The following is a 12,090-nucleotide window of genomic DNA, read 5'->3' on the forward strand; positions in this document are numbered from 1 at the left end:
GTGGTCGAAGTGGCCAATCGGAGCTGCCGCACGAAGCGCTCGTGGATCAGCGGAACGGGCCGGATCCCTCGGGCGGCTTGGGCGGGCCTTCGGCGACGCGCACCGAGGGATGGTCGAGCGGGATCTCCTCGATGCGCGCCACGTACCACTCCGCGAGCCCGCACTGCCGGCACACGTAGACGACGAACTGACCGAGCGCCTTCTGCTCGAGGAAGCCCGGTTGGATCAGCGGCGCGAGCGCCTCGATCGCGCCCTGCGAGCGGTCCGCGATGCGCTCGATGCGCAGCACCGAGCGGTGATCACAGACGGGACAGCGCCGGTGGATGCGCAGTGACGTGCGTCCGGGCGCGCCCTGCTCCGCGAGCGCGTCGAGACGCGCCCGCAGCGACTCGATCTCCCGCTCCAGCTCCGCGATGCGATCGTGCATCGCACGAGTCTAGAGCACCGCGCAGATCTCTCCGCCGCAGCGCGCCGCGCTCGCCACCGGATCGCAGACGAGCGCGTCGCCGCAGTCCTCGTCGAAGAGACACGTCTCGCCCTCGTCGGGTCGATCCGCGCACACGAAGCCGCCGCTCGCGCTCGGCACGCACACGCCCGCGCACTCGTTGCCGGCGCGGCACGTCGAGCCGCTCGGCAGGTCCGCGACGCACGTGTTCTCGGGGCCGCAGTGGAACGCGTCGGCGCAGCTGCGATCGCTCATGCACTCGCCGCCGCCGACGCGCGGCACGATGCAGAAGCTGCCCTCGCGCGTGAAGTCGCACGCGAGGCCGGTCGCGCAGACGTTGCCGAACGCGCACGGCTCGCCCTCGCCGGGCGCGGCGGCGCACTCGTTGTCGACGCACGCGAGATCACCTGCGCACACGAACGGCGTGTCGCCGTCGCGGTACGCGCAGGGCTGGCCCGCAGTCGGGAGCGGACGGCACGTTCCACCGCCGTCCATGTCGCAGCCGAGGCCGAGCGCGCAGACGTTGCCGGGCGCGCAGGGCTGACCCTCGGTCGGACGCGCGACGCAGGTGCGGCTCTCGTCCGAGCAGAACAGCGCGGGCGCGCAGTCACGCGACTCGGTGCACGTCGCGCCGGCGACGCCACGCGGCGCGCAGGCGCGCGGCGCGCGACAGGTCTGCAGGTTGCCGCACGCGTCTTCGGGAGAGCACGTCTCGTGATCGCGCGCGATGCAGGTGCCGCCCTCGCTGCAGAGGAGCGCCTCGCCGCACTCGCTCGTCGCGTCGCACGCCGACGCAGCGGCGCCGAGCATGAGGCACATGCCCTCGACGCAGCGCAGGCCGAGCGCGCACTGACCGTTCTCCTCGCACGGCTGACCGCTGGTCGGCGGGGTCACGCACTCGCCGCCGCGGCACACGAGACCGACGGCGCACTGGAACGGCTGCTCGGGCGAGCACGTCGCGCCGGCGCCGCCGCGCGCACGGCACGTTCCTCCGGCACAGAGCCCAGCGCCCTCGGCGCAGAGCGGGCTCGTGCACGCGGCGTCGATCGCGGCGGGCCCGTACACGAACGGCGTGCAGTGCGCGATCACGATGCCCGTCGCGGGCGGGAGCTGACAGCCCGTGGTGCTCGATCCGATCAGCGCGACGCACTCCGCGGCGGCGTCCGCGTCGACGCGCGCATCGCCCGTCGCGAGCGGCGCCCACGACGTCGCGCACTGCGCGGCGAAGCGAGCGGTGCATCCCTCGACGTCGACCTCGCCGCCGGGCAGCGCCGCGCCGCAGCCGCACTCGCTCGCAGCGGCGCGCGTGCACACGAGGTCGGCGAGCGGCTCGCAGAAGTCGCGCATCAGATCGCCGTCCGTGCCCGCGTCGTCGCCGACGTTCGCGTCGGTGCCCGCATCGCTCGAGCCCGCGTCCATGGCGCCGGCGTCCGGCGTGCCGGTTCCGTCGTCGTCGTCACCGCACGCGACGAGCGAGAGGGCGAGCATCGAGATCACGAAGAGCGAGCGCACGTTCATGCGCGAGATGTGCGTCGGAGCAGCGCGGGCGCGCAAGCGGCGTCCATCACACGATGCGCGCGACCTCGCCGGCGATCGCGAGCGAGGCGGTGAGCCCCGGTGACTCGATGCCGATCAGATCGACCCAGCCGGCGAGCCCGCGCGAGGACTCCTCCGCGATGACGAAGTCGCGCACCTCGCCGTCGCGCGCGATCAGCTTCGGGCGGATGCCGGCGCGATCGGGCGTCACGTCGTCGCGCGCGAGGCCGCGCACGAAGCGCGAGGCCGCGGCGTGGAAGCGAGGCGCGAGCTCGTCGCGCACCGTGTGATCGGCGATTCGCGCGGACAGCGGCTCGACGTCCGGGCCGAGCCGCAGCGTGCCGTCGAGCTCGAGCGTCAGGTGCACGCCGAGGCCGACGAGGCTCGCAGGAGGCATCGGGTACACGAGCGAGCGCACGCGCAGCGCGCCGCGCCGGAGCGCGCAGTAGCTTCCCTTCACCCAGCGCTGCCGGTAGCGCGCGTCGTCCACGTCGATGCCGACGCGCGCCGCGATCGTGTCCGCTTCGAGGCCCGCGGCGTTCACCACGACGGTCGCGCGCACGTCGGTCTCGCGATGGGAGTCGTCGCGCACGCGGAGCACGTATCCGTCGGCGACGCGATCGGCGTGCACGACCTCGTGTCGGAACGCGACGTCGAGCGCGCGGTGCCCGCGCGCGACCGCGAGGAGCGACGCCATCACGCCGTGCGCGTCGACGATGCCGCTCGAGGGCGACCACAGCGCCGCGTTCGCGATCACGTCGGGCTCGCGGCGACGCATCTCGTCGCCATCGAGGATCACCACGTCGTCGACGCCGTTCTCGAGCGCGCGATCGCGCAGCGCGTGGAGCGACGCGAGCTCGTCGTCGTCCACCGCGACGACGAGCTTGCCGATGGCGCGCAGCGCGATGCCGTGCTGCGTGCACCACGCGACGAGCGCGTGTCGTCCCGCGACACAGAGCCGCGCCTTGAGCGATCCGCGGGGGTAGTAGAGGCCCGCGTGGACGACCTGGGAATTGCGCGAGCTGGTCTCGCGACCGAACGTCGGATGGCGCTCGATCACCAGCACGCGACGCCCATCACGCGCGAGGCGCTCCGCGCACGCGAGCCCGACGACGCCGGCACCGATCACGATCGCATCGAAGCGCACTCGGAGCTCCCGCTGGGAGACGCGCGACGCGTGATCGTCGTGCGCTCGTCGCACGCGGAGCATACTCGGCCGCGATGGACGATCTGCTCGCGAGCTCGCGCTTCGCGTCGTGGCTGGGCCTGCGCATCGTGTCGCGCAGCGACGGTGCGTGCCGTATCGAGCTGCCGATCCGCGACGAGCACGCGAACACGCGCGGCATCGCGCACGGCGGGGTGATCGCGTCGCTGATCGACACCGCGGCGGGCGCCGCCATCGCGCTGCAGCCGTCGATCGACGGCCAGGGCGTCGTGACGGTGTCGCTCGCGACGAGCTACCTCGCGCCCGCGCAGGTCGGGGACGTGCTCGTCGCCGAGGCGCGCCGGCGCAGCGGCGGCAAGCGCGTCGTCGTGTGCGAGGTCGAGGTCACGAGCACGAAGGGCGACGCGATCGCGACCGCGCTGGTGACCCTCGCGGCGGCGAAGCCGGTCTGAGCGCTCGCGGCGAGACCGACACCGGCGAGAGGCACGCACGGCGCTCTCGGTGGCGCGAGAGCGGCGCCGGCTCTGCGAGAAGCGCCCGAGGTCACGCGTCCCCACGGCGGCAATTCTCGGGGAATTGCCACGTGACCGAAGCAGGTCGACGGCGATCGCGAGACGCATGGTCGTTGCAGAGGAGCACGCCATGCCGAACTCACGACTCCAGCTCTCCACCGCTGCTCGTCCTCAGTTCGATCGCCGGAACGATCGCGGCCTGCTCGCGGTGCTCGCGCTCACGCCCGGTCTCCTGCTCACGCTCGCGATCGCGACGTTCGTCGTCGCGGGCGCGTCGAGCGAGGCCGGCCTGGTGCTGCTCGCGAGCCACGTGATCACGCAGTTCATCGTGCTGCTCATCTATGGCGCGCTGTTGGTCGAGGACGAAGGGCTCGATCCGCTGGGTCGCGCGCTCTTCGCGATCACGTTCCTGTTCGGCGCGCCGGTCGCGCTGCCCGTGTACTACCTGCTGCGAGTGCTGATCCCGGCCGGGCCCGAGGCGCGCGGCTGGGCGCTCGCGATCTCGCCGAAGGTCGTGCCCGCCTGATGCGACGGCGCCAACCGAGCGCCCAGTCGAGGTGAGCCTCGACTCGGGCACTTGGCTCGCCGTTCTTTCCGGAGGGCGTGCGGCGCGGTCCCGCGTCGGGCAAAGCCGCCGAGCCTCCCTCCCGTCGAAACCCGAAGACCACAGCGTCGAGGATCGACGCAAGTGATCGTCGGGTCAGAGCGCCTCGATGCGCGCGCGCATGCGCGGCAGCAGCGAGGGATCGCGCTCCGCGAACACCGCGAGCCACGGGATCACCTGGAGGTTGCGCACCAGGCCGAGCTCGCGCGCGAGCTCGGCGTCGTAGGGCGCGTCGTACGCCGCGGTGATCGCGTCGATCGTCTCGCGCTCCTCGCCGAACAGCTCGGCCTTCGAGCGAAGGCACGCGAGATCCCACTCGACCGGGCCGACGAACGCGTCCTCCCAGTCGGTCCAGACCGGACCGCGCGACGTCGCGAGCACGTTCCCGACGTGCGCGTCGCCGTGCACCGGCTGGAACGACGCGGTGCGCGCGCGCGCCGACTCGACGATGCGCTCGGCGCGCTCCCACGCCGACGCGACGCGATGAGCTTCGGATGCGCTCCACGCACCGCTCGTGCGAGCGCGCTCGAGCACCGCGCGCGCTTCGGCCCAGCCGCCCCACTCGGGCAGCGCCGGTGCGTCGCTGCTCGCGAGAAGACGATGCGCCCCGGCGAGCCGTGCTCCCGCGCGACGCGGATCGACGGCGCGCGCATCGATCGTCTCGAGATCCCACACGCTGATCACGAGTCCCGCACGATCGAACGGGCCAGGATCGATCGTCGTGCTCGGGCGCGTGACGAACGCGCCGCGCCCATCGAGGAAGCGCGAGATCTCGACCTCGCGCCGCAGCCACTGCATGCCGACGCGCACCATCGAAGTCGCCATCGCGACGCGCGCGACGAGCGGGTGCGGCGCGAGGTGCAGCACGAGGTTGCTGCGATCGGCGATCACGTTGGGCTCGACCTGGGCGAGGCCGAGCTCGCGCACGAGCGCGCGGGTCTCGCGCATCACGACGTCGATCGAGGGCGCAGCGGGAGCGGTCACGCACGCGAGCATGCCGAGCATGCGGGTGCGGCGCACGTGCGGCAGTTGCGGCGCGGCGCGCTCGGGCTCGATCATGCGTGGCCCGAGGCGCGTCGATCTCACGCCGCGCGCGGATCGCGAGCACCGTGAGGTCGACTGGGATCTCTCGAGCGACGGTCGCACCCGCTGGTCGCGGCGTCGGCGGGGTATGCGGTCGCGCTACCGAACCCGCGCCGATCGACGGGACACGGGCACGCGTTCGTCGCCGGGGTGTGGGGCGATTGGGGCGGGAGGTGCTTCGACGATCTCGTGCGGGTGACCGATGCGCTCGTCGCGCGCGACGACGTGGACGCGTCGCGCATCGCGGCGATGGGCGGCTCGTTCGGCGGCTCCATGACCTCGTGGATCGCGGGGCGCACCGATCGCTTCCGCGCGCTGGTGACGCATGCGGGGCTCTTCGATCTGCGCGCGTTCTACGGCGCCTGCGATCACCCGGCGACGTTCGGCGCGATGATGGGCGCGACCCCTGGCCGGGGCGACGTCGATGGTCACTCGCCGCACGCCGGGGTCGGTCGGTGGCGAACACCGACGCTCGTCGTGCACGGCGAGACGGACTATCGCGCGCCGATCGGGGAGCGCTCGCGCTCTTCGAGTCGCTCCAGGCACACGGCGTCGCGAGCGAGCTGCTGGTCTTCCCGACGGGGGCCACTGGATCCAGAAGCCGCGCAACGTGCGCCAGTGGTACTCGGTGATCCTCGAGCTCCTCGGGCGGTGGATGCGCTGATATGCTCGCCGCCTCGTGGCCGCGTCGGGGAAGCGAGACGACGAGTGGATGGGGCAGGCGCCGTCGCGCGACACGATGGTCGACGCGGTGCCCACCGGCGCGCTCGAAGCGCCACCGAGCGGGGAGCGCATCGGCGCGATCGTGGCGGGGCGCTATCGCGTGGAGCGGTTGCTCGGATCGGGCGCGCACGCGGCGGTGTTCGGCGGTGTCGATCAGCACACCGGCGACGCGGTGGCGGTGAAGGTGCTGCACGATCGCCTCGCGCACGATCGCGATCACGTCGCGCGCCTGCTGCACGAGGCCGAGATCATGCGCGAGATCGCGCACCCCGGCGTGGTGCGCGTGATGGGCGCGGGGCAGGACGAGGGCGGGCGCTGGTACATCGCGATCGAGCTCCTCGAGGGCGAAGATCTCGCGACCGCGATCGAGCGCGGGCCGCTCGATGCCGCGCTGGTGGTCGAGATCGGGCACCAGCTGCTAGCGACGCTCGCCGCGGCGCACGCGCGCGGGATCATCCATCGCGACGTCAAGCCGGAGAACGTGTTCCTCGCGCGTGACGAGCTCGGCTCGCTGCGGGTGAAGCTGCTCGACTTCGGCGTCGCGAAGAGCATCGAAGCGCGTGCGTCGTCACCGGTGCATCGCACGCACGACGGCGTGAAGATCGGAACGCCGCACTACATGAGCCCGGAGCAGTGGGCGGGGATGCCGCTCGACGCGCGCTCCGACGTGTGGGCCGCGGCGGCGGTGTTGTTCACCGCGACCGTGGGCGTGCCTCCGTTCGACGCAGAGGATCTCGGAACGCTGATGACGCGCGTGACCGAGACCGATGCGCCGTCGCTCGCCGCGCTGCGACCCGAGATCGGTCCGGCGTTCGTGGACACGATCGACCGCGCGCTCGCGACCGATCCGGCGGATCGCTGGGTCGATGCGCGCGCGATGGCGGCGGCGCTGCACGTCGGCGGCGCGCGCGTGGACGCGCTCGATTGGGACGAGTGAGCGTCGGCGGCGGGAGGGGTGGTGCTGCCGGATGGGGAGGGGCTTGGTGGGCAGCTGTCCCGAAGCGCGGGCATGCCGAACCGACCGTGGTTGAGGTTTTCCTCAATGTTTTCGCGGTACGGACCGAGCTGATGGACAGTGCGGGACCGACCGTGGTTGAGGTTTTCGTCAGTCGTGGCGCGGCACCGCCGCGAAGCCACAGACCGACCGTGGTTGACGCCTTCTCAACGTCTGGCGGAACGTTGCAACCCCAGCGCTCGCGCGCCTAGACCGCGTCAGCACGGCCAGCGGAACGACATGCGGCCCGAGCCCACTGCGCTGCAGTCGATCGTCGACGCCGCCGGGAGCGTGAGACGCTCCCACAAGCAGTAGCCGGTCGCGGCGTTCGGCGCGTACCGCGCCCCCGACGGACAGCTGTAGGGCACCGCGAGCATCCAGTAGAAGCCGAGGACGCCTTCCTCGGCGTAGCGGCAGTACTCGCGAACGCCGAACGGAGGCGTGAACGACACCGAGCACGTGTGGTCGCGCCCGTCGTTCGAGTACGTCCAGCCCGTCGGGCACACGCTCGGCATCGGCCGGCACGCGGAGCAGCCGTCGTCGGGCGCGCCGTCGCAGTCGTCGTCGATCGCGTTGCTGCAGACCTCGGTCGCGCCGGGGTGCACCCCGCTGCGCGCGTCATCGCAGTCGGTGCCGTCGATGCACGACTCCCCGAGCACACGCTGCGCGGTGAAGCCGTCGCCGTCCGCGTCGACCGCGGTGCGCACGCACATGGCGAGGACCTCGTCGCAGCGATCGTCGGTGCATCGCGAGGTGTCGCTGCAGTCGCGCGCGGTGCCGCCGGTGCAGCCGCGTGCGGGATCGCAGCGGCCACCGCTGCGGCAGAATCCGTCGTCGCAGATCGTGTCGTCCGCGGTGTGCGTGCAGCCGTCGCCACCGCGCGACGGGTCGCAGAGATCGAGCGTGCAGTCGATGCCGTCGTCACACGCGCCGTGGTCGGCCTCGAAGCGACACGCGCCGGTCGCCGGATCGCACTCGTCGTCGGTGCACGCCACTCCGTCGTCGCACACGAGGGGCGCGCCGAAGACACAGCCGCTCTCGTTCGTCGAGCGCGGCGGATCACACGTCCTGATGCCGACGCACGCGTCGCCCGGACCGCCGCACGCGCCGTCGTCGCGCTGGTGCACGCACGCGCCGTCGAGACAGCGATCCACCGTGCACACGATGCCGTCGTCGCAGTCGAGGTCGCACTGCACGCCGGGCGCGTCTGGTGGCGCTCCTGCGTCGATGCCCGACTGCTCACCCAGCCTGGTTTCGTCGGGGTCGACGAGGATGCTGCACGCGGTCGTAGGGATCAGCGTGAGCGCGACGAGGACGGATGCGATGCGGTCGACGAATGGACGCATGCGGCTCTCCTCACCGGGGTTGTCCGTCGAGCATACGCGGCCCTCGTGCACCGAGCACGGCACGACCCGTGCGAGTCGTGGTACGAGCGGCGCATGAGCCGCAGCGCCGTCGTGATCGGGGGCAGTGGATTCGTGGGGCGTCGCCTCGTCGAGATGCTCGCGGGTGAGCCGGGCGTCGACAGACCGCAGTCGTGGCCACGATTCGACTCGGTGCACGTCGTCGACGTCGCGCCGTGGCGGAGCGACGTCGCGCTCGCGACGAAGGTGACGTCGTCGATCGCCGATGTTCGATCGCGCGATGCGCTGCGCGAGGTGCTGCGTGGCGCGCACACGGTGTTCCACCTCGCGTCGCTGGTCGACGTCGGGCTGAAGAAGAACCCGACGATCGACGCGGTGAACGTCGACGGCGCGCGCAACGTCGTCGAGGTGTGCCGCGAGCTCGGTGTGCCCTTCGTCGTGTACACGAGCACCGAGGACGTCGTGCTCCGCGACACGCCGATCGCGCACGGCGACGAGTCGCTGCCTTATCCCGAGGTGCCGCTTCACGATTACGTGCGCACGAAGATCGAGGGCGAGCGCATCGTGCTCGCGGCGGATCGTCGTGATGGTCTACGCACGTGCGCGGTGCGACCGGTGCACGTGTACGGACCGAACGATCCCCACGCGATCGTCACGACGCTGCGCGCGTTCGCGTCGGGCTCGGTGCCGGTGCTGCTCGGTGACGGGCGCGCGCGCTTCGACGTGGTGTACGTCGACAACGTGGTGCACGCGCACCTGCTCGCGGCGGCGAAGCTGCACGATCCCGCGACGAGAGACGTGGTCGGTGGGCGCGCGTACTTCGTCGGCGAGGGGAACGCGCCGAACTACTTCGAGTTCCTCCGACCGTACGCGGAGGTGAAGGGGATCCGCATGCCGCGGCGATGGCTCGGTCGACGTCGCACCGCGCTCGCGGCGCGCGTGCTCGAGGGTGTGCATCGCCTGACCGGTGCGGACGTGCCGTTCCATCGCTTCCACGTGCACGTGATCTGCGAGGACTTCTTCTTCTCGTGCGCGCGCGCGGAGCGCGAGCTGGGCTATCGGCCGCACGTCGCGCCGAGCGAAGGGCTGCGGCGGACCATCGAGTGGGTGCGCGACGTGCGCCTCGAGGCGTGATCAGCGGACCAACGCGGCGCGCACGATCTCGATCGCGTCGACGAGCTCCGCGCGCGTCGGCGCGCCGCCGCAGCGTGCAGTGAGCCACGCGCTCGCTTCGCGCGTGTCGTGGCAGTACTTGCGCACCAGCACGTCGTGGTGGCGGCGATGCGCGGTGGAGGCGACGTCGAGCACGGCCATCGCCCAGTCACCACCGCCTTCGATGACGAACGCGGAGCCGGCGAGCTCGGGCGCCGCGGCGACGATGCGATCGACCGCGATCTCGATGCTCTCCGGCGCCGGGATCGGCGCGCCGTGCTCGACGACGCTGATGATCCCGATCGGGCCGCCGCGCGCGGCATGGGCGACGACGATCTCGGCCGAGCGCTCGAGACGCTCACGCGTCGCGACGCCGGTCCAGACCATGATCACGACGCGGCCACAGGCTCCGAACGCGACGCTCTCGTCGGCCTCGATCAGCTCGGCAATCGTCCGCACGGACCGCGATGTAGGCGCGGCGACGCGCCGCGCAGCAGGGTACCCTCCGCGCGATGTCGAATCCGCTGCTCCTCTCGCCCGTGGTGCTCCGTCCCGGCGTCGTCGCGCCGAACCGCGTGTGGCTCGCGCCGCTGACGAACATGCAGAGTCATCCCGACGGGACGCTCTCGGACGACGAGCTCGCGTTCCTCGCGCGTCGTGCCGACGGTGGGTTCGGGCTGATCGAGACGTGCGCAGCGCACGTGTCGCAGGACGGCAAGGCGTGGCCGGGCGAGCTCGGTGTGCACGACGATGCGATGGTGCCGGGGCTGCGGCGGCTCGCGGCGCGCATCAAGCAGGCGGGCGCGCTCGCCAGCGTGCAGCTGTTCCACGGAGGGCTGCGCGCGACTCCGTCGGTGAGCGGTGTGCCGACGTGGAGCGCGAGCGCGCACGAGGAGCCCGGCACGATCACGCCGCGCGCCGGGACCGAGGAGGACATCGCGCGGGTGATCGCGCACTTCGCGAGCGCTGCGCGTCGATGTGCGGAGGCGGGCTTCGACGCGATCGAGCTCCACGGCGCGCACGGATACCTGCTCTCGCAGTTCCTGAGCAGTGTCTACAACCGGCGCGCGGATCGGTGGGGCGGGCCGCTCGAGAACCGAGCGCGGCTGATCCGCGAGGTGCTGCGTGCGGTGCGCGCGGCGGCGCCGTCGTTGGTGCTCGCGGTGCGCTTGTCGCCGGAGGACTTCGGGCAGGCGAAGGGGATCGATCTCGACGAGACGATCGAGGTCGCGCGTTGGCTCGCGGCGGACGGGATGGAGGTGCTGCACCTGTCGTTGTGGCGGTCGGCGCTGACCACGAAGAAGCGACCGGAGTCGCACGCGACGACGCTCTTCCGCGAGGCGCTCGGAGCGCGCGTGAAGATCGTCGTCGCGGGGCAGATCTGGACGCGCGAGGAGGGCGAGGCGCAGCTCGCGAACGGCGCGGACGCGATCGCGCTGGGGCGATCGGCGATCGCCAACCCGGAGTGGCCGCGCATCGTGCACGGGCTCGAGCAGGGCGAGCTGAGGACGCCGCCGGTCACCGAGGACGAGTTGCGCGCGCGCGCGCTGAGCGAGGGCTTCGTGCGCTACATGCGCAACTGGAAGGGGTTCGTCGCGTGATCAGGCCGCGCGGTCGAGGCCGCGATCGGTCTCGCTGAGCGCGCGATCGAGGAGCGCGAGAGCGAGCGCGATCGGGAGGCGCTCGGCGTCGGGATCCTCGGTCCAGCGCGCGTGGGCGATCCGGACGTGCTCGGCCGCGAGACGCACGACGTGGTGCGCCGGAAGGAGCGCGGTGATGATCGCGAGGTCCTGGACGCGATCGTCGAGCTCGTGCCATGCGCGCTCGAGCTCGCCGCGGCCCGAGCGCGCGCAGCGATCGAACGCGTCGTACGCGGTGCGCACGGCGGTGCCCATCCTGCGAGCGCGCGCCTCGATGCGTGCGCGGTCGATCGTGTTGTGACTGTCGATGCCCCACCCGGTCATGTCTCGGGCGATGTGCATGCGACGTGCCCTGGATGGTTGGCGCCGAGAACGCTGGATGCCGGGAGAGCACGTCCACGCGCGGATGGCGCGCGAGCGCCTCGCGTGTGCGACGCCGCGCGCGGCGGTGCCGCTGCGGGCGCGGTGGGGCCGTCCGTGGTTGAGTTTTGGGGGGGGCGGGTGGGGCGGGTTTCGGGCTGAAGCGGGCTTGCGCCGGCGCACTTTGCGGCCGACCGTGGTTGAACCGGCGTGGGCCGTTGGGGCCGCGTGTGGCTGAGAATTTCCGGTGTGCCTGAGCGGGCGGTTTCGGCAGTGCAGCGGTCCCGCCGGACGTCTCAGGACCGACCGTGCTCGAGCCCCGGCCTCCGCGGCAGCGCTGGTCGTCCGAGGTTCAGCCGACCACGGGCCCCATGTCCTCGGAACCGACTCTCGTGCACGCTGTCAGAGGCCGAACCGGCTGGGAGGTGCGATGCATCGACGCTTCCTCGCGCTCGCGGTGGTGGTGTTGTCGCTCGCGCCCAGCGCCGCGCGCGCGCAGCTCCAACTCGTTC

At 72.2% G+C, this 12,090-nt stretch carries 12 protein-coding genes and 1 pseudogene; 6 read left to right on the top strand and 7 right to left on the bottom strand.

All coding sequences use genetic code 11. The annotated features are described in order from the left end of the window. Nucleotides 1–46 precede the first annotated feature (46 nt). The 3 genes from DB32_RS03115 to DB32_RS03125 are packed head-to-tail and all read right to left on the bottom strand — an operon-like array spanning nucleotide 47 to nucleotide 3,182. A complete protein-coding gene (locus DB32_RS03115; protein WP_053230926.1) occupies nucleotides 47–427 on the bottom strand; it encodes a hypothetical protein in 381 nt (126 codons plus the stop codon). Between the two features lie 9 nt (nucleotides 428–436). Next, on the bottom strand, nucleotides 437–1,963 hold the full coding sequence (locus tag DB32_RS03120; RefSeq protein ID WP_053230927.1) for a hypothetical protein: 1,527 nt from the start codon (nucleotides 1,961–1,963) through the stop codon (nucleotides 437–439). Nucleotides 1,964–2,009: 46 nt separating this feature from the next. Next, a complete protein-coding gene (locus DB32_RS03125; RefSeq protein WP_169791317.1) occupies nucleotides 2,010–3,182 on the bottom strand; it encodes an NAD(P)/FAD-dependent oxidoreductase in 1,173 nt (390 codons plus the stop codon). Between the two features lie 20 nt (nucleotides 3,183–3,202). On the opposite strand from DB32_RS03125, the gene DB32_RS03130 reads away from it, so the two are divergent. Beyond that, a complete protein-coding gene (locus DB32_RS03130) occupies nucleotides 3,203–3,598 on the top strand; it encodes a PaaI family thioesterase (RefSeq protein WP_053230928.1) in 396 nt (131 codons plus the stop codon). Between the two features lie 190 nt (nucleotides 3,599–3,788). Continuing rightward, complete coding sequence (locus DB32_RS03135) at nucleotides 3,789–4,184, top strand: hypothetical protein (protein WP_053230929.1); 396 nt, start codon at nucleotides 3,789–3,791, stop codon at nucleotides 4,182–4,184. 174 nt (nucleotides 4,185–4,358) lie between these two features. Here DB32_RS03135 and DB32_RS03140 read toward each other — a convergent pair whose 3' ends face one another. Continuing rightward, nucleotides 4,359–5,321 carry a phosphotransferase gene (locus DB32_RS03140; RefSeq protein WP_053230930.1) on the bottom strand — a complete coding sequence of 321 codons (963 nt, stop codon included), beginning with the start codon at nucleotides 5,319–5,321 and terminating at the stop codon, nucleotides 4,359–4,361. Between the two features lie 90 nt (nucleotides 5,322–5,411). Here DB32_RS03140 and DB32_RS50210 point away from each other — a divergent pair. Both DB32_RS50210 and DB32_RS03150 read left to right on the top strand, forming a co-directional pair. Continuing rightward, nucleotides 5,412–5,849 (top strand): annotated as a pseudogene (locus DB32_RS50210) (prolyl oligopeptidase family serine peptidase); the annotation flags it as partial. A gap of 175 nt (nucleotides 5,850–6,024) precedes the next feature. After that, the gene (locus DB32_RS03150; protein ID WP_053230932.1) at nucleotides 6,025–7,005 is read left to right on the top strand and encodes a serine/threonine-protein kinase; all 981 of its coding nucleotides are present in this window, start codon (nucleotides 6,025–6,027) and stop codon (nucleotides 7,003–7,005) included. Between the two features lie 275 nt (nucleotides 7,006–7,280). Here the strand turns inward: DB32_RS03150 and DB32_RS03155 are convergent, their stop codons facing one another. Then, entirely contained in the window at nucleotides 7,281–8,408 is a 1,128-nt protein-coding gene (locus DB32_RS03155) for a MopE-related protein (RefSeq protein WP_157068665.1), read from the bottom strand. A gap of 93 nt (nucleotides 8,409–8,501) precedes the next feature. On the opposite strand from DB32_RS03155, the gene DB32_RS03160 reads away from it, so the two are divergent. Beyond that, nucleotides 8,502–9,560, top strand: a complete 1,059-nt coding sequence (locus tag DB32_RS03160; protein ID WP_157068666.1) for an NAD-dependent epimerase/dehydratase family protein — start codon at nucleotides 8,502–8,504, stop codon at nucleotides 9,558–9,560. On the opposite strand, the gene DB32_RS03165 is transcribed toward DB32_RS03160, so the two are convergent. Continuing rightward, on the bottom strand, nucleotides 9,561–10,037 hold the full coding sequence (locus DB32_RS03165; protein ID WP_053230935.1) for a hypothetical protein: 477 nt from the start codon (nucleotides 10,035–10,037) through the stop codon (nucleotides 9,561–9,563). A 53-nt stretch (nucleotides 10,038–10,090) separates the two neighbouring features. Between DB32_RS03165 and DB32_RS03170 the strand changes: the two genes are divergently transcribed. Beyond that, nucleotides 10,091–11,179 carry an oxidoreductase gene (locus DB32_RS03170; RefSeq protein WP_053230936.1) on the top strand — a complete coding sequence of 363 codons (1,089 nt, stop codon included), beginning with the start codon at nucleotides 10,091–10,093 and terminating at the stop codon, nucleotides 11,177–11,179. Here DB32_RS03170 and DB32_RS03175 read toward each other — a convergent pair whose 3' ends face one another. Beyond that, a complete protein-coding gene (locus DB32_RS03175) occupies nucleotides 11,180–11,560 on the bottom strand; it encodes a hypothetical protein (RefSeq protein ID WP_157068667.1) in 381 nt (126 codons plus the stop codon). Between the last annotated feature and the right edge of the window lie 530 nt (nucleotides 11,561–12,090).

Source organism: Sandaracinus amylolyticus (assembly GCF_000737325.1).
GTDB classification, from domain to species: Bacteria; Myxococcota_A; Polyangia; order Polyangiales; family Sandaracinaceae; genus Sandaracinus; species Sandaracinus amylolyticus.

Bases quoted from the DNA above. Each gene is read 5' to 3' on its own strand.
- DB32_RS03135 (WP_053230929.1), top strand. From the start codon at position 3,789: ATGCCGAACTCACGACTCCAGCTCTCCACCGCTGCTCGTCCTCAGTTC.
- DB32_RS03130 (WP_053230928.1), top strand. From the start codon at position 3,203: ATGGACGATCTGCTCGCGAGCTCGCGCTTCGCGTCGTGGCTGGGCCTG.
- DB32_RS03170 (WP_053230936.1), top strand. From the start codon at position 10,091: ATGTCGAATCCGCTGCTCCTCTCGCCCGTGGTGCTCCGTCCCGGCGTC.
- DB32_RS03155 (WP_157068665.1), bottom strand. From the start codon at position 8,408: ATGCGTCCATTCGTCGACCGCATCGCATCCGTCCTCGTCGCGCTCACG.
- DB32_RS03160 (WP_157068666.1), top strand. From the start codon at position 8,502: ATGAGCCGCAGCGCCGTCGTGATCGGGGGCAGTGGATTCGTGGGGCGT.
- DB32_RS03140 (WP_053230930.1), bottom strand. From the start codon at position 5,321: ATGATCGAGCCCGAGCGCGCCGCGCCGCAACTGCCGCACGTGCGCCGC.
- DB32_RS03120 (WP_053230927.1), bottom strand. From the start codon at position 1,963: ATGAACGTGCGCTCGCTCTTCGTGATCTCGATGCTCGCCCTCTCGCTC.
- DB32_RS03115 (WP_053230926.1), bottom strand. From the start codon at position 427: ATGCACGATCGCATCGCGGAGCTGGAGCGGGAGATCGAGTCGCTGCGG.
- DB32_RS03175 (WP_157068667.1), bottom strand. From the start codon at position 11,560: ATGCACATCGCCCGAGACATGACCGGGTGGGGCATCGACAGTCACAAC.